General features: G+C 39.9%; 19 protein-coding genes. 8 read left to right on the forward strand and 11 right to left on the reverse strand.

The features are described 5' to 3' along the window. Nucleotides 1-13: 13 nt before the first annotated feature. The 3 genes from G3567_RS05135 to G3567_RS05145 all read left to right on the forward strand — a co-directional run bounded on the left by G3567_RS05135 (nucleotide 14) and on the right by G3567_RS05145 (nucleotide 3,328). Entirely contained in the window at nucleotides 14-763 is a 750-nt protein-coding gene (locus G3567_RS05135; RefSeq protein WP_164004244.1) for a hypothetical protein, read from the forward strand. 128 nt (nucleotides 764-891) lie between these two features. Further along, nucleotides 892-1,923 (forward strand): PAS domain-containing protein, encoded by a 1,032-nt coding sequence (locus G3567_RS05140; protein WP_164004245.1) that lies wholly within the window; start codon nucleotides 892-894, stop codon nucleotides 1,921-1,923. Nucleotides 1,924-2,299: 376 nt separating this feature from the next. After that, on the forward strand, nucleotides 2,300-3,328 hold the full coding sequence (locus G3567_RS05145; protein ID WP_164004246.1) for a PAS domain S-box protein: 1,029 nt from the start codon (nucleotides 2,300-2,302) through the stop codon (nucleotides 3,326-3,328). Nucleotides 3,329-3,426: 98 nt separating this feature from the next. Here the strand turns inward: G3567_RS05145 and G3567_RS05150 are convergent, their stop codons facing one another. The 6 genes from G3567_RS05150 to aroQ all read right to left on the reverse strand — a co-directional run bounded on the left by G3567_RS05150 (nucleotide 3,427) and on the right by aroQ (nucleotide 11,970). Further along, entirely contained in the window at nucleotides 3,427-5,838 is a 2,412-nt protein-coding gene (locus G3567_RS05150) for an alpha-ketoacid dehydrogenase subunit alpha/beta (protein WP_164004247.1), read from the reverse strand. 208 nt (nucleotides 5,839-6,046) lie between these two features. Continuing rightward, a complete protein-coding gene (locus G3567_RS05155) occupies nucleotides 6,047-9,070 on the reverse strand; it encodes an AAA family ATPase (protein ID WP_164004248.1) in 3,024 nt (1,007 codons plus the stop codon). Next, nucleotides 9,067-10,278 (reverse strand): exonuclease subunit SbcD, encoded by a 1,212-nt coding sequence (gene sbcD / locus G3567_RS05160; protein WP_164004249.1) that lies wholly within the window; start codon nucleotides 10,276-10,278, stop codon nucleotides 9,067-9,069. Before sbcD ends, G3567_RS05155 begins: the two co-directional genes overlap by 4 nt. Nucleotides 10,279-10,286: 8 nt before the next feature. Further along, complete coding sequence (locus G3567_RS05165) at nucleotides 10,287-10,967, reverse strand: DUF2490 domain-containing protein (RefSeq protein WP_164004250.1); 681 nt, start codon at nucleotides 10,965-10,967, stop codon at nucleotides 10,287-10,289. Nucleotides 10,968-10,969: 2 nt separating this feature from the next. Continuing rightward, complete coding sequence (locus G3567_RS05170) at nucleotides 10,970-11,542, reverse strand: hypothetical protein (protein WP_164004251.1); 573 nt, start codon at nucleotides 11,540-11,542, stop codon at nucleotides 10,970-10,972. Nucleotides 11,543-11,553: 11 nt separating this feature from the next. Continuing rightward, complete coding sequence (gene aroQ, locus G3567_RS05175) at nucleotides 11,554-11,970, reverse strand: type II 3-dehydroquinate dehydratase (RefSeq protein WP_164004252.1); 417 nt, start codon at nucleotides 11,968-11,970, stop codon at nucleotides 11,554-11,556. A 342-nt stretch (nucleotides 11,971-12,312) separates the two neighbouring features. Here aroQ and G3567_RS05180 point away from each other — a divergent pair, with 342 nt between their 5' ends. Genes G3567_RS05180 through G3567_RS05190 form a run of 3 tightly spaced genes read left to right on the forward strand, consistent with a single transcriptional unit; the run spans nucleotide 12,313 to nucleotide 15,243 of the window. After that, on the forward strand, nucleotides 12,313-13,086 hold the full coding sequence (locus G3567_RS05180) for a LexA family transcriptional regulator (protein ID WP_164004253.1): 774 nt from the start codon (nucleotides 12,313-12,315) through the stop codon (nucleotides 13,084-13,086). After that, complete coding sequence (locus G3567_RS05185) at nucleotides 13,087-13,743, forward strand: DUF2461 domain-containing protein (RefSeq protein ID WP_164004254.1); 657 nt, start codon at nucleotides 13,087-13,089, stop codon at nucleotides 13,741-13,743. It abuts the gene before it with no gap. Nucleotides 13,744-13,752: 9 nt separating this feature from the next. Continuing rightward, nucleotides 13,753-15,243 carry a BCCT family transporter gene (locus G3567_RS05190; RefSeq protein ID WP_235923475.1) on the forward strand — a complete coding sequence of 497 codons (1,491 nt, stop codon included), beginning with the start codon at nucleotides 13,753-13,755 and terminating at the stop codon, nucleotides 15,241-15,243. A 29-nt stretch (nucleotides 15,244-15,272) separates the two neighbouring features. Here the strand turns inward: G3567_RS05190 and G3567_RS05195 are convergent, their stop codons facing one another. Continuing rightward, nucleotides 15,273-16,508 carry a 3-deoxy-D-manno-octulosonic acid transferase gene (locus G3567_RS05195; protein WP_235923477.1) on the reverse strand — a complete coding sequence of 412 codons (1,236 nt, stop codon included), beginning with the start codon at nucleotides 16,506-16,508 and terminating at the stop codon, nucleotides 15,273-15,275. An 86-nt stretch (nucleotides 16,509-16,594) separates the two neighbouring features. Between G3567_RS05195 and G3567_RS05200 the strand changes: the two genes are divergently transcribed. Together G3567_RS05200 and G3567_RS05205 are read left to right on the forward strand one after the other, a co-directional pair. Beyond that, nucleotides 16,595-17,761 (forward strand): DegT/DnrJ/EryC1/StrS family aminotransferase, encoded by a 1,167-nt coding sequence (locus G3567_RS05200; RefSeq protein ID WP_164004255.1) that lies wholly within the window; start codon nucleotides 16,595-16,597, stop codon nucleotides 17,759-17,761. Nucleotides 17,762-17,988: 227 nt separating this feature from the next. Further along, on the forward strand, nucleotides 17,989-18,546 hold the full coding sequence (locus G3567_RS05205) for a hypothetical protein (RefSeq protein WP_164004256.1): 558 nt from the start codon (nucleotides 17,989-17,991) through the stop codon (nucleotides 18,544-18,546). Nucleotides 18,547-18,737: 191 nt separating this feature from the next. Here the strand turns inward: G3567_RS05205 and G3567_RS05210 are convergent, their stop codons facing one another. The 4 genes from G3567_RS05210 to G3567_RS05225 are packed head-to-tail and all read right to left on the reverse strand — an operon-like array spanning nucleotide 18,738 to nucleotide 21,722. After that, the gene (locus G3567_RS05210; protein ID WP_164004257.1) at nucleotides 18,738-19,013 is read right to left on the reverse strand and encodes an ATP-dependent Clp protease adaptor ClpS; all 276 of its coding nucleotides are present in this window, start codon (nucleotides 19,011-19,013) and stop codon (nucleotides 18,738-18,740) included. 45 nt (nucleotides 19,014-19,058) lie between these two features. Then, the gene (gene prmA / locus G3567_RS05215; protein ID WP_164004258.1) at nucleotides 19,059-19,883 is read right to left on the reverse strand and encodes a 50S ribosomal protein L11 methyltransferase; all 825 of its coding nucleotides are present in this window, start codon (nucleotides 19,881-19,883) and stop codon (nucleotides 19,059-19,061) included. Nucleotide 19,884: 1 nt separating this feature from the next. Next, nucleotides 19,885-20,637, reverse strand: coding sequence for a triose-phosphate isomerase (tpiA, locus tag G3567_RS05220; protein WP_164004259.1), 753 nt, complete (start codon nucleotides 20,635-20,637; stop codon nucleotides 19,885-19,887). 17 nt (nucleotides 20,638-20,654) lie between these two features. Beyond that, nucleotides 20,655-21,722 (reverse strand): ABC transporter permease, encoded by a 1,068-nt coding sequence (locus G3567_RS05225; RefSeq protein WP_164004260.1) that lies wholly within the window; start codon nucleotides 21,720-21,722, stop codon nucleotides 20,655-20,657. Between the last annotated feature and the right edge of the window lie 4 nt (nucleotides 21,723-21,726).

Raw genomic sequence — 21,726 nt, forward strand, 5'->3', positions numbered from 1 at the left:
AAAAATTAAACCGATGAAAAACCTGTGTTTTACGATCATATTGCTGTGTTTCGTTAGCTTTCTTTCTGCTCAGTCTCTGGAAGGTTCCTGGCAGCTGACACATCTGAACGGAGATGAGGTTGCCGACAGAGAAGTTATTAAGATAATTGTGGATGGATACTTTGCCTTAGGCTCAAAGCGAATGGAGGATGATAGCTTTCTCGGCGCAGCGGGCGGTGCCTATAAAGTAATAGAGGATAGGCTTATCGAAAAGAGAGATTTTGATACCTATGATGAAAGCAAAATCAATGAGGAGAGGCACTATGACTTGACATGGGTAGGTGAGGACAAAATTCAAATTTCAGATCATGCGCATACTAAGATTTGGGAAAGACGCTCTTCAGCAACCGACGAATTATCAGGTAACTGGCTCATTACAGGCCGTGAGCGCAACGGGGAAATGAAGACCATGACTCCTGGTGACAGGCGCACTCTCAAAATTTTACATGGAGAGCGTTTTCAATGGGTAGCCTTTAATTCTGCAAGCAAAACCTTCATGGCTTCAGGAGGTGGCAGCTATACTGCCCAGGACGGAGTCTATACGGAACACCTCACTTTTTTTTCAAAGGATAGAGACCGGGTAGGAGCAAATCTTGATTTCAACTTTGAAGTCATCGACGGCAAGTGGCATCATCAGGGAGAAAGTTCTAAAGGCGAGTCCATTTATGAACTCTGGTCTCCTTATGCTGAAGCTTATCCTACTGATTTTATAAGACAGAATTAATGAGTTATAAACCTATTGTTACACATTTCAATATCACAATTCTTTGTTGTCGTCTTTTGCTGTCTTTTCATTTCTATTTACATTTGTTTACTGATGATTGAATGCTCTCTTCAGTTAAATACATATAAATGCAAAATGATATTCTTATCAACATCATCCCTCAATCGCTTAAAAATTCTAAACTTTATGATGTTGTTGTAACGGATTTAAACGGCAATTATATTTTTGTGAATACTTCGTTTCAAACCCGGTTTTCATTTATTGCGGATGATTTTATTGGTAAGCATTCCACTATAACCATGCACCCGGAGGAACACCTGAAAACTGAAGAAATAGTCATTAAATGTCTTTCCCATCCGCAGCATTGTTTCCCTGTTGAACTCAGAAAACCCATTGAAAATGAAAAAGGATACAACTGGACGCAGTGGGAGTTTTCAGCTATGCTGAACGAAAATCAACAGCCTGTCGGTATTCTATGCGTTGGTTTCGATATTACCGGACCCGGGCATAATAATCTGAAACTTAAGGAATTTCAAACGAAGCTGACCAAAACCATAGAGTCTATTCCTCACCCCATGCTTATTTTGGATGCAGAACGGAACATCAATTTTATAAATACCGAATTTGAGGCGGTCTTTGGATATTCAATTAGTGAGATCGTCGGTAAAAAATTAGATATGTTGTTCCCCAAAGCTCTTGAAGAAAAATATAAAAGACTAATCGATACTTACATCACCGAAAATCCTAAAAAATTAAGGGTGAATCACTTTCGTAATTTTCAAAACAAAAACAAAGAAAATATAACGGTAGGGGTTAGTTTAAACAGTTTTGTGGACGATGATAAGCTGAATATCATTATGATCATTGAAGATTTGACAATGGCTAAACTAAATCAGGACATCATTATCAATCAAAACAATGCATTTAGGCACATCGCCTGGAAACATTCGCATGAGTTGAGAAAACCGGTAGCTAATATTTTAGGGCTTTCCAACCTGCTGGACCTTAAAAATATTGAAAGCGATACCAATTATAAAACCATTTCTTACTTAAAAGAGGCGGCCAGCGAACTTGATCTTATCACTCAGAGCATCGTGAAAGAAGCCAGTGAAAATGAACACGAGGTTAAATTCGAAAAAAACAAACGAAATTTGTTTTAAATCGAATAGGTTTGATCGTACACATGAAAACGTATAAGGTTTAGTCTTTATTCAGTTTTGCAAGCGTTTTTAAGCTATGGAGCTTTTTACATCAAATTTAATGGAATTAATATTTGATTCATTTAAAGAAACTTTTTAAAGACATATTCAGCTAAAATTTTTTTATTTCTGAAATTTAGTACTCTCTATTTCAGAGCTTGATTCTGTTGCTTTTCTGAGCAAGAAACAGGCTGTTTTAATTCTAAATATTCCTTTTGTTTTTTTGATTAAACATTCTTATACTACAATAAGTATTTCTTACACATTTAATTTGATTTCGTTTTTATTTTTTAAGTTTGCCTCACTTTTGGTGAGCGATCACTTTAAATGGATGTCAATGCAAAATGGATTTCTCACCGATACCATACCACAATCTCTTAAAAATTCTAAACTTTATGATGTTGTAGTAATAGATTTAGCCGGCAATTATATTTTTGTAAATGAGACGTTTAAAAATCGTTTTTCATTTATTACAGATGATTTTATCGGAAAACATTCTTTCATTACCACCCATCCTGATGAGTACCATAAAATTGAGGACATCGTCTTAAAGTGTCTTTCCCATCCTCAGCATTGTTTTCCAGTTGAAATCAGAAAACATATTGAAAATGAAGAAGGATATAACTGGACGCAATGGGAGTTTTCAGCTTTGCTGGATAAAAATCAACAACCTGCCGGTATTTTATGCGTTGGCTTCGATATTACCAGACCAGAGCATAATAATATGAAACTTAAAGAATTTAAAACACAGCTAACCAAAACGATTGAGTCTATTCCTCACCCTTTGCTTATTTTGGATGATAAACAAACCATTAGTTATGCCAATGCTGAGTTTGAGCTTGTCTTTGGTTTTTCAGTAAATGACATTTTAGGTGAAAAATTAGATCTCCTCTTTCCTGAAAAATACAAATTACAGTATTCAAAACTTTTCGATAATTACATCAATGATGAACCTAAAAAATTAAGACTAAATAACTACCGGAATTTTAGAACCCATAACAATGAAACCCTAACCGTGGGTATTAGTTTAAATAGTTTTAAGGATGATGATAAGCTGAATATCATTATGATCATTGAAGACTTGACCCTAGCCAAGCAAAACCAAGATATCATTATCAATCAAAACAATGCTTTTAGGGAAATCGCCTGGAAACATTCTCATGAGTTGAGAAAACCGGTCGCTAATATTTTAGGCCTTTCTAACTTATTGGAACTTGAAAATATTCAGAGCGAAACCAATTATAAAACCATTTCTTATTTAAAAGATGCTGCCAACGATCTTGACCTTATCACACAGAGTATTGTTAAGGAAGCCAGTGAAAATGAGCATATAAAATTCAAAAAACACAAGCGAAATTTGTTTTAATGTGGGTCATTTTAATCTGAAGCAGACTTAAGTCAAATGCAAAACAAAAAAAGCTATCTGCCTCAGGCGGATAGCTTTTTTTGTTTTACTGACGATTCTTACATCAGTTCAGGATAATGCTCTGGTTTAAATTCTCGCAAAATACTATAGACTTTTTCAAAAACGTCTTCAGCAGAAGGTTTTGAAAAATAATCACCATCCGTACCATAGGCCGGACGATGCGCCTTAGCCGTGAGGGTTTGCGGCTTGCTGTCTAAGACTTCATAGGCATTCTGTTCTTCCAGTATCTTTTGTAAGATATAGGCCGAAGCGCCGCCGGGAACGTCTTCATCTATAACCAGTAATCGGTTTGTTTTCTCAACGCTTTTTACAATATCGTGGCTTATGTCAAAAGGTAACAGAGACTGACAATCTATGATTTCCACATCGATATCGACTTCCTGCAAATCCTTGGCCGCCTGCTCAATAATTCTTAAGGTGGATCCATAAGAAACGATGGTCAAGTCTTTCCCTTCCCGAATGGTTTCTACTTTCCCGACCGGAGTTTTGAATTCGCCCAGGTTATTCGGTTTCTTTTCCTTAAGTCTGTAACCGTTCAGGCATTCCACAATGAGGGCTGGTTCATCGCTTTCCAGCATGGTATTGTAAAATCCTGCAGCTTTGGTCATGTTTCTTGGAACCAGAACATTCACTCCGCGTATCAAATTCAGGATTCCACCCATAGGTGAGCCAGAATGCCAGATGCCTTCAAGTCTGTGACCCCGTGTTCTGATGATAAGCGGCGATTTTTGTTTTCCCTTGGTTCTGTAGGCCGTGGTAGCCAGATCATCACTCATAATCTGTAAGGCGTAAAGCACATAATCCAGATACTGTATCTCCGCTATAGGACGTAGTCCCCGTAAGGACATACCGATACCCTGACCTAAAATGGTAGCTTCCCGTATTCCGGTATCCGCCACTCTTAATTTTCCGTATTTTTCCTGAAGACCCTCAAGTCCCTGGTTAACATCTCCAATCTCTCCGGCGTCTTCTCCAAAGATTAAAGTTTCCGGTCGGGTCTCAAATATTTTGTCAAAATTATCTCTCAGGATAACCCTGGCATCTACCTGTTCAGCATCCTCCGCATAGCTAGGTTCCAAAGCCTCAATATTGGTAGCCTTCCCTTCATATTCACTCCACAGGTGACTGCTGTAATCGGGCTGGGTCCTGGCTTTAAAGGCTTTGATCCACTGAATCAGATTTTCCTTAGCTTCAGACTGCTCTCCTCTTACATAACGTAAAGCACGTCTGGCGGTCGCCAGAATAACCGATTTTAAGGGTTCATCATTGTCTTTGAGTTCTTTGACCAAAGCGGTGATGAAATTCTTGTTCTCAGAAGAATTTGCCAAATCGGTAAGTAATTGTATGACGGTTTTGTTTTCCGTTTTTGCCGTTTTTCCAAAAGCAGTCCAAGCCGCTTTTTTACCGTCTCTGACTTCTTTCTTGATGCTTTTTTCGAGCTCAGCCAGTTCCTCTTCGGTAGAAAATCCGTTGGAGATCATCCATTCCCGCATTTTTACATTGCAGTCGTGTTCTCTTTCCCACTGCAGTCGGTCTTCCGATTTATAACGTTCGTGTGATCCTGAGGTAGAATGACCCTGAGGCTGAGTTACTTCAACCACATGTATTAAAACCGGAACATGCTGCTCTCGAGCAATTTGTTCTGCCTTTTCGTAAGTTTCAATTAAGGCAGGATAATCCCAGGCTTTAACAACTAATATTTCATAGCCGTTGGTATCGTTTTCTTTCTGAAAGCCTTTGAGGATTTCAGAAATGTTTTCTTTGGTAGTTTGGTGTCTGGCATGAACGGATATGCCATAGTCATCGTCCCAGACGTTGATAACCATAGGGACCTGAAGAACGCCTGCAGCATTGAAGGTTTCCCAGAAATGCCCTTCACTAGTACTTGCATTTCCAATGGTTCCCCAGGCAATTTCATTTCCGTGGTTAGAAAATTTTTCAGTATCGATGCCCTCTACATGTCTGTAAATTTTGGAAGCCTGCGCAAGACCCAGCAAACGCGGCATCTGACCTGCAGTAGGAGAAATGTCTGCACTTGAGTTTTTTTGTTCAGTTAAATTCTTCCAGCTCCCGTCTTCATTCAAACTGTGCGTCATAAAATGACCACCCATCTGGCGTCCACCCGACATAGGCTCATCTTCCAAATTGGTGTTGGCGTAGAGTCCGGCAAAAAATTGCTCAATCGTCAGCTCCCCAATGGCCATCATAAAGGTTTGATCTCTATAATAACCGGAACGGAAATCCCCATTCTTGAAGGACTTCGCCCAGGCCAATTGAGGCACTTCCTTACCGTCTCCAAAAATTCCAAATTTAGCTTTACCGGTCAAGACTTCACGTCTTCCAAGCAAACTGCATTCTCTGCTGGTTACGGCTATTTTATAATCGTCTAGAACTTGTGTTTTGAACTCGTCAAAAGAAAGATTTTCTTTTTTTTGAAGTTTATCTTGCATTTTATCAATTTTGTGACTCTTGCGAAGATACTAAATTTTGATGAGAAATTTTGCCTGTAATTAAAGCTGAAATGAATTATTCGTAATGAAATTAGGATTTATTTAATTTTCATGAATATATGTCAGTTTAAATCAAATTAAATTGATAATATTTCAAGGATAGAGCTTTAAAACCTATCAAATTCACCTGATCGACTTCAGTTAAATTTTAGCCAACCACCTGTAGACTGCTGTAGCCCTGAGCGTTTCGGTCCAAGACGATCTGCGTTTGAATGCGTTCTTTCAGGCTGCTGACATGACTGATGATGCCAATAGTTTTATTGCTTTCCGCCTGCAGGCGTTCCAGGGTGTCTAAAGTAACATCGAGCGTCTCCGGATCCAGAGTTCCAAAGCCCTCATCGATAAACAAACTGTTGATTTCGACATTCCTGGACGCTAAATCGGACAATCCAAGGGCCAGAGCCAGGCTCATCAGGAAGGTTTCACCTCCAGAGAGGGTTTTTACCGAACGCCGCATGCCGCCCATATGATGATCGATAATGTAGAGCTGGTCTTTATCCTCATTCGGGAGATAGCGGTCCAGTTCATAGCGGGAATTCAAATGCTTTAAACGTTTGTTTCCCAGGTATATCAGGCGCTGCAAGCTTAAATCCTGGGCGAATTTATTGAATTTATGTCCTTCAGCATCTCCGATGAGACTGTTCAATATCTCCCAGGTTTTATTCGCTTTCTGCTCCCGGACAATGCTGTCCTCAATGCTTTTAAGCCGGTCAATTCGGTCGCTGTTGTTTTTTAACTGCCTGTTGACTTCTTCAAGTTCAGTTCTGACCTTTTTCAAGTCATCCTTTAGCCTGTTCAAGGCAAGTTCAGCTTCATTTTTATCGGTGAAGCATTCAAATCTCAAGTTTTTAATCTGCGTTTTTAAACCTTTTATTTTTTCCTTCTGAATTTGTAAGCGTTCGCTTAATTCGTTGAGCCGCTGGCTTAAGGCCTGGTAGTCTGCCGCTTTCATTCGAGATGAATTGGCTTCCGAAATGCTTAAAAATGCACTGGCTTTTATTTTAGGCTCTAAGCTTGCCTGAAGTTTTAGCAGCTTATTCTCAACAGAGCTTAGGCTGTTTTTCTCTTTGTCCAAAGACTCCTGAGTTGATGCCAGGTTTGACTTCAGCCTGATCCAGTCTGATGTCATCTTAGAAACTAGTTCCTCCAGATTTTCACCCGCATATAAATCCTCCATTTCAGCTTTAAGCCGGCTTCCTTCTTTCCCGATTTCGTCGAGTTCTTTTAAGGTGGATACAGAAATTTTCAGGGCTTTGGCTTCCAGTTGAAGTGTTTTCAATTCCTCAAGATTTTCAATCTGTTGTTCAGTGATAGTTTCCAGGGCCTGAAGTGATTTGTTCTTTGCCTCAGATAAAACGCTCTGGTAGTTTTTTGTGAAAGCCTCTTTTTTGTTTTGAAGATTGGTTTGAATTAGCCTCAGCTCTTCCTTAATCTCAGAAGCGCGTTTGGATGTTGTAACCTGCTCAGCTTTCAATTTTGCCAGTTCATGGGAAATCAACTGAAGTTTTTGCTTTTGATGCTGAAGCTTTTTATCCAGTTCTGAATCTATGCCAGGCGCATGTTCGGCAAAAGGATGCTGTTCAGACCCACAAACGGGGCAGGCTTCATTTTCAACCAGTTTCTTCCTAAGTTCTTCCACCTCAAGTCTCAGGCTTTGGTTTTCCTTCTCCGTCTCCAGGTGATTTACTTTTTCTTCTGCTGCTTTCAACGTTGTCTCCTGGGTTGAAATCAATTCCGGAAATTTTGAAAGTTCTTCCTGCTCCTTTTTGAGCTGAGTGTCTAATTTAAGGGCCTGCTCTTCTAAGTCTTTGATGGATTTATCCTCATGCTTGGCCTCCTTTAATTGGCGTAAAAACTGATTTTGAGCTTTGATGCTTTCTTCAAGAGTTTCATCAGCTTTAGTTTCAATATTCAGGGATTTAATCCTCTGTTCAGTAGCTTCCAGTCGGGTCTGAAGTTTATCCTCAAATTCATTTACCGGCTGCTTCTGAAATTGTAATCCTAAAAGGTCTAACTCTTTATTGAGGGCGTCCATTTTGGACTTATAATCATTGCGCTTAAGTTTTCTTTCACTGTCAAGGTTTTGATAAGATTTCAAAAAAGCAGTCAGTTCAGGTTCAACCTTAGCTTCTTCAAGATCCTTTTTAAGAAGCTTTGCGGCTTTACTCTTCAGGGATTCCAGTTCGTTTTGAATCTGAGCTCTTTTCCTGGCAAAGTCTTCGATGGCTTCAGAATGGGCTTCCTTTTTATCGGTTAGCGTATTGTAACTCAGCAATTCCTCTTCAAAAGCTAAGGTTTTGGCATGCTGTTTCAATCTCTCCCCATTTTTTTCCTGAAACTCTGAGAGTTCTTCAGTATAAGAATTAAGCCTTTTGGACTCGGTGTCCAGCTCCTGATCCAGTTTTTCTTTAGACTTGAGTTGTTCCAGGTTTTTCTCATACTGCGAGAGAGTCTTCTGTTGCAAGCTTTCCGTCTCCCCGAGTTGAGCTTTAAGGTGTTCCTTTTCCTGAAGTTCTTTCTCATCCAAAAGTTTTTCTTTGAGATCCTTCAATAAGGTCTTCTGCTCAGCGATTTTAGCGTCTAAGCTTTTGTACTTTTCAAATACTTTTCTTCCGATTTGTCGGTAAATCGACGTGTTGGTTATTTTTTCCAGTAGTTCACTTCGCTCTTTTTCATTGGATTGAAGCAGGCTTGCAAATTCACCCTGAGACAACAGCACCGATTTGACGAATTGGTCATAGGATAAACCTATCAGCCTTTGAATTTCTGTCAGTACCTCTGATTTCTTTTCACTAAAGGAAGTTTCGGTTACGGGATCCCACAAATCCATGTCATATTCCCTTAATTTGTTATTCCTGTTGGTTGAAATAGACCAGGTAGATATAAAGGTCCCGGCATTGCAGGAAAATTCCACTTTCGCGTAGGCTTCTTTTTGATATTTCGTCAGGATGCTTCCATCCTGTTCAATCTTGTTTTTGGTAACACTGGATATTCTAGGAGTTCGGGCGTAAAGTGCCAGGCAAATCGCATCGAGCAGACTGCTTTTTCCACTGCCGGTCGGGCCGGTAATCGCAAACAAACCGCCAGAATTTAATGGAGATTCATTAAAATTGACTTCATGTTCACCTTTGAGTGAATTGATATTTTTAAAATGCAGTCGTTCAATTTTCATTCTTCCTTATAATTCAGTTCTTCCAGGATGTCTTCAAAAGCGGAAAAGAGTTCCAGCTTCGTCTCTTTGGTTTCGTCTAAACCCTCCAGTCTTTTCTGAAAAACCTCTTTCGGTGTAAAATCAGAGACCTGGTTTTCTGCGGATGACACCCCGCGTTCAACGTCAGAGGTATTTTTGAAAGTGACTTTGTGCTTGACGATTTCGCAGTTTGTAGTATTAAAGGCTTCAATCACCTGTTCCAGTTCATAGGTTTTGGTAGCCGAAAATTCAGCTTCAATCAGCTCCACTTCAATTAAAGTCTTTAAGGGATACTCATTTTTAATCAACTCCAGTTTTTCTTTGATCTCTTCCAGATTTCCTTTGATCAAGACCAAATCTCTGAATTTTGGAATGGAAACGCTTTCGGGTTCGAAAGAGGTTTCCGTATCCAGGATCAAAATGCGTTTTTCATTTGCGCGTTCACTAAACGACAAGGGGATAGGGGAGCCGCTATAAAAAATGGGGGTTTCAGCACTTAGTCGCTGCGGCTTGTGGATGTGTCCAAGGGCCATATAATCGTAAGCATTCCCGAAATGGGAGACTTCCAGGCCAGCCAGATTCCCGATTTGGATATCGCGCTCACTTTCCGATACGCTTGCCCCCGTCGCAAAGAGATGACCCATGCCGATTAAGGGAATATCAGGATAGTTGTCTTTGGCAAGTTTAGCCGTTTCCTGAAAGTGAAAGGCGATACTTTCTTTTACGGCCTCCTGCTTATTCTCGTAATTTTCTGCATCAAACTGTCGCTGAAGGTTTCTGCTTCTCAGGTAAGGAATGGCTGCAACGACCAGTTCAGCCTGGTCTTCAGAAGGAATCGGAATCAGGCAGTCTTCAAACTGCTCCGGCATCTGACTGATGACATGAATGTCCAGCTCGTTTAAAATGTCTCTCGGAGCATCCAGCACGCTCGGAGAATCGTGATTTCCGCCAGTGATAATGATTTTAAAATCAAACTTTTTGAGTTTGATGAGGGTTTTATAATACTGACTTCTGGACTCGCTGGAAGGGTTTGAAAAATCGAAAACATCACCGGATATCAAAAGGACGTCTACCGGATGTGCTCTTAAATAATCACACAGCCAGTTGATGAAAAGGTCGAAATCATGAGCCAGGTCTGTTTTGTGAAGTCGTTTTCCAATATGCCAGTCTGCCGTATGTAGTATTTTCATGAAAAATGTTAAAGCGATTTGTAATAGCCTACTTTAAACCATAAGCGATGTCTGAATTTATCTTCAACCAGATAATCATCGGTTCTGTAATCCAAGCCGACTTCAAATTTATTCTTGTCATCGAAATAAAAGCCCAGGGAGGCGGCAAATCTATTTTCCAGATCGTCTTCACTGCTTTGAATCATGTAGATAAGTTCGTTGGAAACCGCCAAATACTTTTCACCCGGATCTAAACTTAAACCCTGTAAGGGAATTTGTCCTTTTAATCGGTAACGCGCTCTGAAGAGGAGAGGGGCCTCTTTGAAAAAAGTCTCATCGATTCGGATGCGATGACCAATTCTATAGAACGAGGCCCTTTGCAGAATAGAAACCTGCTGAATAGTTCTGTGTGTGTTTTCTCCTTCTTCAATTCTATATTGATAACCCACATCAACTTTGACAAAAGGCGAAAGACGTCGCCCGATGAAGCTTTGTAAATCGGTTAGGCTGTGTTCATATTCGAGTTCCTCATTGAGGTTGTTGGAGTCGTATAAGCCATGTTGAGATTCGATTTTATGAGTCACAGTATACTTTTCTGAAACTTTATAACTCAGGGAGGCTTCAGGGAAAAAACCAAAAATGAATCTATCGCTTTGTGCCTCTGCCAAAAATGATCCTAAGAGACAAACCATTAAAATAAGTCTCTTCATAATCAATAATCTAAATTATCAGTAGCCTTTAGGTTAACACTTCTTTTTTTAATCAAAATGCCTTCTGAATCAAACAGGGCTTCCCATAATTCATCCTCAGTCTCAGTTTTTCCATAGAATTCAATTTCGTAACTCACAGTGATGTCCTCAAATTCATCTTCGTCGATGACATCTTCAAGATCATCTCCTTCGCCTGTATATTGGATTTGAATTTTTGAAATTGAAAATTTGCTGAAGTAGGTGTTTAGATAGGTTGAGATGACTTTTCTAACTTCTTCATCGAGTTCGTTTTCATCGATTAAGACTTCAATGTTCCGGACATTCCCGTCTAAGTCAAACTCAACACTATGCAGGTGTTTATTGTGTTTCAATTTAGCCTCAAAAACCTGTTCCTCATCATCGGTTTGAAAATACCATTTGGTTCTCCTTTTGTTTTCATAGGCATCGTTTAGCCATGCTTTCGCCTGCTGAGGGACTTCCTGCTTTTCAATTCTTTTTTCGACTTCATTTTTTTCCTGGGCAAAACCAAAAGAAAAACAAAGCATAATTAATAAACGTGTTATTGATCTAATCATAAGTAAGAAATTTAATCTAAGAAACTTCGTATGGCTAATTCATAGCTTCTCAAACCAAAACCAATAATGATACCAAACGCATTTGGGGAGATATAAGAGTGTTTTCTAAAATCTTCCCTGGCATGTGTATTGGAAATATGTACTTCAATAACCGGTGTTCCAATGGCTTTGATAGCATCTCCAATGGCTACCGAGGTATGCGTGTAGGCCGCAGCATTAAGTATAATCCCATCCACATTGTCATCAGCTTCCTGTAGTTCGGAAATGATTTCCCCTTCAATATTGGATTGAAAGTAGGATAATTCAAGGTCTTTAAATTCAAATTGAAGTTCTGAAAAGTAATCTTTGAAGGTAGATTTGCCGTAAATTTCAGGTTCTCTTTTTCCTAATATATTTAAATTAGGGCCGTTGATGATGTGTATTTTCATAGCGAATGACTTTATGTTCAAATTTATTAAAATAAATGCGTTGTGACTACTTTATTATACAAGTTATAATTTTAAATAAGACATGAAGCCTGTTTTGACCCTATAAAATAAGTGTATTCTCTAAGGAATCACAAATCCTTTTGTTTTAAGTTCGATCCTGCCTTCCTAAGCGGAACACAGGCAGGCGAAGTTGAGAACCTTCTTTAAGTGATCAAAGGCTTAAAACCCTGCTTGAACTTTTGTACATATAACATCTATTCTAATTTTTGCATCAAGCATTAGAATAGATTAGGATTTTTTCCTTAGATTTATGGAATTATTCCTAATTAAGCACAAACGGATATGAAATCAGATTTACCCTTAGAAATTCGGCGTTTCAAACAAATTCGAGAAGAGCATAATTTCACGCAATCTGAATTTGCTGATCTCCTGAACATCAAAAATACCACTTCAGATATTGAACGCGGTAAAACCAAGCTGTCAGGTCAGGTCGTGATGAGCCTTTTAAAAATATTTGAAGTCAATCCGCTTTGGCTCTATGGAGAAAGCTTTCAGAAAAAACTGGATGTGCATCACATCAATTCTATGCCGAAGGTGATTTCAGTAGACGAAACCAATTCCAGAGAAAACATGCTGCTGGTCAATCAAAAAGCGGCTGCGGGTTATCCTCAAAACATAGGCGATGCCGAATGGTATCAGCAGTTGCCTGCTTTTGAAATGCCCATTCCCCAGTTCAGGAATGCATCCTATAGAGGTTTTCAGGTCGAAGGGGATAGCATGGAACCCAACTTTCATTCTGAAGACTGGGTTTTGGGAAAATCAGTAGAAAGCCTTCAGCAGGCGATGAATCATAAAGTCTATGTGTTTGTGCTACAGGATTCTGTAATGGTTAAAAAATTGCATAAGCATCCGCATTCTCATAAAATTTCCTTGATCTCCACCAATTCTTATTATCCACCTTATGAGGTGGAGGCTTCTGAAGTCCAGGAAATCTGGGAAGTGACCAGTAAACTTACCTTCTCTATCAATGAAAATTCCGAAAACAGCATGCTCAAAAAACTGGAGCAGTCGATGGAAGAATTAAAAACTCAGCTCAATTCTATAAAATCCAGCTAAATGAATTTCGAACGTTTATTTGATTTTCTTGAAACGCTCAACAAAAACAACAGCAAGGAGTGGATGGATGAACACAGGAGTTTCTACGAAACCGTAAAAACAGATTACGTCAACTGGCTTGAAGATCTCGACTTTAAACTTTCCAAAGTCGATGCGGATTACTATTCCTCCTCAGGTAAAAAAGCCATCAATCGCATCAATAATAACCTATTGTACCATCCCAACAAACCTACCTACAAAGACCATTTTGGAGCCGGACTGGACAAGCGGCCTAAGACCGGCGATTTTTATATTCATTTAGGCATCGATGAGATCTTTGTGGCCGGAGGCTTTTATAAACCTAAATCGGAAACCCTGAAGAGCATTCGCGAGGCTATAGATTACAATGGGGATGAATTTAAAGACATCTTAAATTCAAAATCTTTTCAGAAGCATTTCGGTGGCCTTATGGAAGATGAAGACCAGTTGAAAACAGCACCCAAAGGCTTTTCCCAGAATCATAAACACATCGATTTACTCCGACTGAAAAGTTTTGCAGCCATGAAGCCTTTGGAAAGAAAAGACGTCCTGGCAGAGGATTTCAAAGATCAGGTGATCGAAACCTATAAAGCCATGCTGCCCTTCAGAAGATACCTGAACAAAGCGGTAAGCGTTTAATTCTAGGGTTTGAAATTTCTGAAGGACAAAAACCAGTTAGTTACAGCCTCCCTTTTTATTTTAGGGCTTATGGGGCTGTGTTTTGTGGTCTTTCCTGAAGATTCTTTTCAAATCATTCATACCACCTCGGTCTGGGTTAGATCCCTGTTTGGTCAGTTCTATCTGGTCCTTGGGTTTAGCATTTGTCTTTATCTCTTAGGCATAGCCTTTTCGCCTTTAGGAAAAATGAGACTGGGTTCTGGTAAGTCCGAATATTCCACTTTGTCATGGCTGGCCATGATGTATTCTACAGGCATGGGAGCTGGTATTATCTTAAGAGCTGTGCAGGAACCTGTTTTTATGATACAGCAACCCGGCATAGAAATTTCACGACCGGAGCAGATACATGGCTTTGAAATGACATTTTACCACTGGGGGTTCACCGCCTGGGCCTTTTACGGGCTTTTTGCCTTATTCATCGCCTACCTGCTTTTTGTCAAAAACCAAAACATACAGCTCAGTCACCTCCTTCCTAAACTCTCAAATCCTGTTGTCGCCAAAGGCATAGATTTACTGGTCGTACTCACCACTGTTTTTGGGGTCGTTAGCGCTGTAGCACTTGGGATTAGACAGGTGGAAGGCGGCATTAGCTTTGCTTCAGAGACTAATTTAGGAATTGCTTTGAGTGTGCTTCTGTGTGTACTTATCTTTTCGCTGGCTCTTTTTTCTTCTATAAAAGGACTCAGTAAAGGCATCCGGCATTTATCCAACATCAATATTTCTCTGACGCTTTTACTGCTGGCCTACGTTGTCTTTAATACGGATATGAGTCTGATACTCCTCAATTTTTATGAAGCCACTTTGGCTTTGCTTGAGGATTTTATACCCTTGAGTTTATCGATGGGTAAGTTTGATTTTAGTGAAGAATTTTTATCAGACTGGACCTATTATTACTGGGCATTCTGGCTGGCCTGGGCACCCTTTACGGGAATTTTTATCGCGAGAATTTCGAAAGGGAAAAGCATCAGGGAGTTAATTCTAGGGGTGCTTATTGTCCCTAGTTTTGGCTCATTTCTGTGGTTTACCAGCTTTGGTACGTCGGCTATTGAATTGATTAACTCGGAGGTGGTTTCCAGCTTTGCTTTCGATAATGTGTTTTCGGCTACGTTTGTCCTCCTGGAACAGTTCCCTCTTGGATTTTATGCCGTGATTTTGGCCATCTTACTTCTGGTGGGGTTTCTCATCACGTCGGTCGATTCAGCCATATACGTCCTGAGCATGTTCTCCGATCTTAGTAAAATCGATCCATCACCATTTCATAAATGGATCTGGGGCATTCTACTGTTTCTCGTCACCTTAGGCTTTCTGATTATAGGTAAGTTCAGTGCAGCCACAGATGTGCTAGAGGCGGTCCAGAAGCTGCTTATCGTAAGCTCACTGGCCCTGGCTTTGCTCAGTATCCTGTTTGTGATCGGGTTTACTTTGAGTCTCATTCGCAATCATCAATCAAACTCCAAATAAACCCGCCTGCGCTTCTTGGACGGGCAGGTTCAGAAGGAAATCGTAGACATGATCTTTTGCGTGGCTCCGGCTTCAGAATTCACAAAATGACCGCAAATCTGTCCGCTTTTCTCTCTAAGGGTCTGGTCTGTAATAAGTTTATTGAAGACTTCATCAAATTCGTTTTTAGACGCTACACTAAACACTCCGCCTAGACGTCTTAGCATCTTGGCTTCGGGAAATTTTTCATAATGTTTGCCAATGAGGATTGGAACTCCAAAAGCCGCTGGTTCCAGAATGTTATGCAGACCACTTGAGCCCATGCCACCGCCTACATAAGCTATATTGGCATAGCTGTAAATTTTGGTCAGCAAACCTATGGTGTCCACAATCAGGACTTCGTAGTCCTGAAGGTCCTGGCTTTGCATCTCAGAATAGCAGATTAGGTTCTTGCGAATGTTTTTTTTCAATTTCTGAATTTGCGTCGCGTTAATTTGATGTGGAGCGATAACGATCCTGATGCCTTCAGGTGCTTTGTTGATGGCGTCCAAAGCGATCGACAGATCTTCAGGCCAGGTGCTTCCAAACACCACTGTAAGTTCGCCTGAAGCCGTAAAGTATTCCATGAAACTTAACTGATTATCCATGCCTAACTGAGCAGTGACCCGGTCGTAGCGTGTATCTCCGGAAATGCTGGCCTGATCGAAACCATGTTTTTTCAGCAGGTTTAAAGACTCTTCATTCTGCACGAAAAGGTGGTCAAACCTGCTCAGGGCTTCCGTCATAAATTTTCCCATGGGTCTGAAATAAAGCTGCTCAGGTCTGAATAGTCCCGAAATCAGATAGGATTTGATTCGTCTGTTGGACAGAACCTCCATCAGGTTCGGCCAAATCTCATATTTGATGAAAAAGGCGACTTCAGGCTTGAGAATATCCAGAAATTCTCGGGCATTTTTTTGGGTGTCCAGGGGTAAATAGGTGGCGATATCCAGTTTGGAGTCCTTTTTTTTAACCTCATATCCCGAAGGTGAGAAGAAACTCACTGCGATTTTATAGTCGGGATGCGTTTGCTTTAAAGCGTCAATAACAGGAACTGCCTGTTCATATTCGCCCAGCGAAGCGGCATGAAACCATATGACTTTGTCATGTACAGAAACCTGCGCCTGTAATTTGGTTTTCCAGTTCGTTCTTCCTTCCACGAACAATCTCATTTTAGGACTCAAAAATTTTAAAACGGGCTGCAGGAATTGAAAACTAGAGATGATAAACTGGTATAGTGACTTCAAATCGTTTTTTTTTTCAAAAATAAGCTTTTAGCTGAATAGTCCCTTTAGATACTTTATATTCTTATTTTTGTAAAGAAAAAAAGACTATGAAAAAACTACAAATGGTTGACCTGAAGGGTCAATACGATAAAATAAAGGATGAAGTGGATAAGTCCATTTTTGAGGTTTTAAATTCAACTTCCTACATCAACGGTCCTGCGGTTAGACAGTTTCAGGAAAATTTGGAATCCTATTTGGGCGTTAAGCACGTGATTCCCTGTGCCAACGGAACCGATGCTTTGCAAATCGCCATGATGGGATTGGGTTTGAAGCCGGGGGATGAAGTCATCACTGTCGATTTTACTTTTGCAGCAACCGTAGAAGTCATAGCACTGTTGAATTTGACCCCGGTACTCATAGATGTAGATAAAGACACTTTCAATATAGATTTAAAGAAATTGGAAGAAGCGATTACGCCGAAAACCAAAGCCATTGTGCCTGTGCATCTGTTTGGACACGTCGCCCAGATGGAAGACATCATGGCGCTTGCCAAAAAGCATGATCTCTATGTGATTGAAGATAATGCTCAAGCCATAGGAGCCAACTATACCTTTAAAGATGGCTCTCAGCAAAAAGCGGGTACCATTGGACATGTAGGAGCTACCTCCTTTTTTCCTTCCAAAAATCTGGGAGCCTACGGGGATGGTGGCGCTATTTTCACCAATGATGATGCGTTAGCGCATACCATTAGAGGAATTGTCAATCACGGGATGTACGAGCGTTACCACCACGATGTGGTAGGTGTCAATTCAAGGCTGGACAGCGTACAGGCTGCGGTTCTGGACATCAAACTCAAACACCTGGACGATTACAGTTCTAGACGTCAAAATGCAGCCAGACATTATACTGAAGCCTTGAGCAAGTCTGAACATATTCAAACCCCGCAAACCGAAACTTACAAACAATGTGATAATTCCAATGGCATCTGCCATACCTGTGATTGTCATGTGTTCCATCAGTATACCATCAAAATCAAAAACGGAAAACGTGATGAATTAGCTGAACACTTTAAGCAAAACAACATCCCTCATGGCATTTATTACCCGATTCCGCTACATTCCCAAAAGGCTTATAAAGATGAACGTTATGATGAAAAGGAGTTTACAGTCACCAATCAGCTGGTCGATGAAGTCATTTCTTTACCTATGCATACCGAATTAGATAAAGAACAAATTGAGTACATTACCTCAGAAATCATTAAAGTGGTTACGTAGTAGTTTGAGCCTGAAAAACAATAGTTAAAAAGCCTCTACCAGAGGCTTTTTTTAATAAACAGAGTTTGATTATAACCATAAAGTCAAAATCAATTAGAATTTAATACATAGTTTTGATACTTCTTGTGAAATCTTAATGTTAAGGTAAATATTTGTTATTAATTTAATAATTAATTGCATCTGCAGTGCTTTAATAAAGTTATTTACCGGTCAAAAAAAAACTTATCATGAAAAGATTAATTGTAATTTGCTTAATTATTTGCTTTAATTATTCGGTTAAAGCGCAAGAGGTAAATTTAGGTTTAAGTGCAGCAACAACAGCCGGGGAGGCAAATGAGTTGTTCACTTCTGCTTTTGTATTAGATGCAGAATTCTTGTTTGAAATGTCGAATACAATTAAACTTGGAGCATCAACAGGTTATTTGCTTAGTCTTGGCAATAATGATTATACCAGTTTTAGTATAATAGGAGATAATGCTGTTAGATATACCCAAGTTGATAATACGGGATTTATACCCCTTGCAGCGTCTCTGCGTTTTAAGGCTACGGAAAGACTTTCTTTTGGTGCAGATGTAGGCTATGCCTTTGGTGTGACGCACCGGGATGCTCAAAATGGTGCCTATTTCGCTTTGAAATCTCAATATCAGGTAAAAGATTATTTATACCTTACAACTTCCTTCAGGACAATAATGTTGGAAGATAAGAGACTACCAACAGAATTTGATGCCAGGGATGATAAGTTTTATTTAAATCTTTTATCTCTAGGGGTGTTGATTAAACTCTAATTTAGGATTTACAAAAAAGCAATAACCTCTTTAGGGACTAACTGAAAATTGCTTGTTTCATATATGTGTTATGAATAATTTGCATCCCGACCAGAAAGCGTCGTGACGTAAATTGTGAACAAGAGAATGTATGGGAAAAATGAATGAGTTTTATGACATCATCATATATTTCCTAGCGTATAAGCTATAATTTAGACAATTTCAGCACTAATGCCTGCTCTTAAGATTTCAGAACAGCGGGGTTTTAAATCGTCGTAATCACCAGATTTAACAGCGCATTTTCCTTTGTAGTGGATGAGTAAGGTGCATTGTTCTGCCTGAAGCGGATCATGGTCACAGGTTTTGATCAGGGTTTCAATGACGTGGTCAAAGGTGTTGACCTCATCGTTATATACAATGATTTCGTGTGAATCCGTCAGCTTTTCCTCAACATCAACTTCTTCTAAAACTTCTTCCTTAACACTCATAATCCATTTTTAATGCAAATATAAAGAGAAAACTAAAAGCAATTTTTAATTTTTTGTGAATTTGGCAGCTACCCAATTTTCTTTTACCTGATTTTTAACGAATGTCAATTCATTCCTAAAGGCTTCGTTCTGAATCAATTCCAGGTCTTCCTTATAAAATCCACTGAAATAAATGATACCTCCGGACACCAGGTGGCTGGCATAGGCAGGCATGTCGTTCAGCAATATATTTCTATTGATATTGGCCAGGATCAAATCGTAATCGGTTTCGATTTTCTCAGCACCCCCCAGAATAACCTGACCTTCGCAGGAATTGCGTTCCAGATTTTCTTCAGTGTTTTCCACACACCAGGGATCAATGTCGATATAATCTACGGATTTAGCACCGCGAATATCCGCAAGAATCCCCAGAACTCCGGTACCGCAACCCATGTCCAGCACCCGTTTGCCTTCACAGTCTTCGTCAAGGAGCATTTCAGAAATCTGATACGTCGTGGCATGATGACCAGTGCCAAAAGACATTTTGGGTTCTATGATAATGTCTGTGTCAGCATCGGTTTTGGGATGAAAAGGTGCGCGAATTGTGCATCTTGTATCGATATGAATGGGGTGAAAGTTTTTCTCCCATTCTTCATTCCAGTTGACCTGCTCAATGGTCGATTTGTCATAAGAAATCTCAAATTCATCCGATTTCAAAATATGAATCTCTTCCAGCAGATCTGCTTTGTCTTCCGCTTTTTCGATATAAGCTAGAAGTCCGTTGTCGAAATCCTCAAAGCTGTCGAAAGCCAATTCACCCAATTCGGCCAACAGGATATCCCTGCCAGGCTGAAGTGGGTGAATTGTAAATGTATATGCTATATAGATCATTTTAAAACGACATCACGATTTCAGCAAAACTATCGGCATCCAAAGAAGCACCACCGATGAGACCGCCGTCAACATCTTTTTTGGCAAAAATTTCCCTGGCATTATTAGGCTTTACACTTCCTCCGTAAAGAATAGAGGTTTGATCGGCTACATCCTGATTGTATTGTTCAGCTAAAACCTGACGAATATACTGGTGAATGTCCTGAGCCTGCTCGGGTGACGCCGTTTCTCCGGTTCCAATAGCCCAGACCGGTTCGTAGGCGATTACCACCTGTTTCATTTCCGAAGCACTGAGGTGAAAAAGTCCTTTTTCCAATTGTTCTTTAACCACATCAAAATGCTTGTCAGCTTTTCTCTGATCCAGCATTTCACCAATACAAAACATGATTTTAAAGTCATGCTTCAAAGCAGCCGTCACTTTTTTAGCAAGTAACTCATCAGATTCGTTATAAATTGCTCTGCGTTCGCTGTGACCAATGATGACATATTCTACGCCTACACTTTTGAGCATGTCAGGAGAAATTTCACCGGTGTAGGCGCCTTCTTCATTCTCATTAATGTTTTGAGCGGAGATTTTGATGGAAGAATCATTTAAATTTTGATGAATAGGATACAGGTTGGTAAAAGGGGGGGCTATCACAACCTCAACATCCGCCTTGGAAAAATCCTTTAGCTTCAACGCGTTTAAAAGATGAAGCGATTCATCCAGGTTGCAATTCATTTTCCAGTTTCCGGCTACAATTTGAGTTCTCATAGGTTTCGTTTATTCGTTTATATTCTTGGGTCTAATAATTTATAAATGATATCTACTAAGATATTAATTAAGATAAATAGGATGGAAATCGTTAATACAGATCCCATTATAATTGGCAAATCTAAGGTATTTAAAGCGTCTACAATTTCTTTTCCTAGGCCATTCCATCCGAAGATGTATTCTACAAAAACGGCTCCTGCCAGCATGGAGGCAAACCATCCAGATATAGCAGTCACTACCGGGTTTAGAGCATTTTTGAGGCTGTGATTCATAATGACGGAATAGGAGTTTAAGCCTTTGGCTCTTGCCGTTCTTATATAATCCTGCTGAAACACTTCCAGTAAAGAACTTCTCATAAGCTGGATAACAACAGCTAATGGCCGTATTCCCAATACAAAGGCGGGTAAGATCAAATTTTTAAGGTGAAATACCTGGCGTTCTCCAAAATCATCAAGCTCGTAAAGATTTCCGGTCATATTGAGCCCTGTATATTCTTTAAGCACATAACCGAAAAGCCAGGCGGCTAGAATGGCACTAAAAAAAGACGGCAGACTCATTCCGAAGGTACTTAAAACCTGTATGCTCTTATCTATCCATGTGTCTTTTTGAAGCGCTGAGACAACGCCTAAAATAATTCCGATGGCTAAGGCAATCAGAATGGAGGATACTGCGAGAATAGCCGTATTCGGTAAGGTTTGACTGATGATGTCTAGCACTTTTTGATCCTGCCGCTGAAACGAAGTTCTTAGGTAAGGTGTTTTCAGGTACATAGCGCCGTCAAAAAACGAGAACAGCTGAGTCCCTGTGTACTTGTCTTCTTCAAAGTAGGTAAAGTCTGCTTCGTCTGAACTATGCCAGGACAACGGTGACAAGTCATTGATATAATATAAATACTGCTGACCTATACTTTTATCGAAGCCATATTTTTCTTTTTGTCGCTGTAACTGTTCTTTGGTTTCGTTTTGACCAAGCATCATCTGTGCCGGATCTCCAGGCAAGACGCTAAACAAAAAGAAAATCACCGTAACGACACCCAGGACGGTGAAGAGCGCATATATCGTTTTCTGTAAGACTTTTTTTACCAAGAGG

Origin of the sequence: Psychroflexus aurantiacus, assembly GCF_010820555.1 — a bacterium.
In the GTDB taxonomy this organism is placed as follows: Bacteria; Bacteroidota; Bacteroidia; order Flavobacteriales; family Flavobacteriaceae; genus Psychroflexus; species Psychroflexus aurantiacus.

Coding starts and splice junctions, on each gene's coding strand:
- G3567_RS05200 (WP_164004255.1), top strand. CDS start 16,595: ATGAAAAAACTACAAATGGTTGACCTGAAGGGTCAATACGATAAAATA.
- aroQ (WP_164004252.1), bottom strand. CDS start 11,970: ATGAAAATACACATCATCAACGGCCCTAATTTAAATATATTAGGAAAA.
- G3567_RS05205 (WP_164004256.1), top strand. CDS start 17,989: ATGAAAAGATTAATTGTAATTTGCTTAATTATTTGCTTTAATTATTCG.
- G3567_RS05135 (WP_164004244.1), top strand. CDS start 14: ATGAAAAACCTGTGTTTTACGATCATATTGCTGTGTTTCGTTAGCTTT.
- G3567_RS05145 (WP_164004246.1), top strand. CDS start 2,300: ATGCAAAATGGATTTCTCACCGATACCATACCACAATCTCTTAAAAAT.
- G3567_RS05155 (WP_164004248.1), bottom strand. CDS start 9,070: ATGAAAATTGAACGACTGCATTTTAAAAATATCAATTCACTCAAAGGT.
- sbcD (WP_164004249.1), bottom strand. CDS start 10,278: ATGAAAATACTACATACGGCAGACTGGCATATTGGAAAACGACTTCAC.
- G3567_RS05185 (WP_164004254.1), top strand. CDS start 13,087: ATGAATTTCGAACGTTTATTTGATTTTCTTGAAACGCTCAACAAAAAC.
- tpiA (WP_164004259.1), bottom strand. CDS start 20,637: ATGAGAACTCAAATTGTAGCCGGAAACTGGAAAATGAATTGCAACCTG.
- G3567_RS05150 (WP_164004247.1), bottom strand. CDS start 5,838: ATGCAAGATAAACTTCAAAAAAAAGAAAATCTTTCTTTTGACGAGTTC.
- G3567_RS05180 (WP_164004253.1), top strand. CDS start 12,313: ATGAAATCAGATTTACCCTTAGAAATTCGGCGTTTCAAACAAATTCGA.
- prmA (WP_164004258.1), bottom strand. CDS start 19,883: ATGATCTATATAGCATATACATTTACAATTCACCCACTTCAGCCTGGC.
- G3567_RS05170 (WP_164004251.1), bottom strand. CDS start 11,542: ATGATTAGATCAATAACACGTTTATTAATTATGCTTTGTTTTTCTTTT.
- G3567_RS05210 (WP_164004257.1), bottom strand. CDS start 19,013: ATGAGTGTTAAGGAAGAAGTTTTAGAAGAAGTTGATGTTGAGGAAAAG.
- G3567_RS05165 (WP_164004250.1), bottom strand. CDS start 10,967: ATGAAGAGACTTATTTTAATGGTTTGTCTCTTAGGATCATTTTTGGCA.
- G3567_RS05140 (WP_164004245.1), top strand. CDS start 892: ATGCAAAATGATATTCTTATCAACATCATCCCTCAATCGCTTAAAAAT.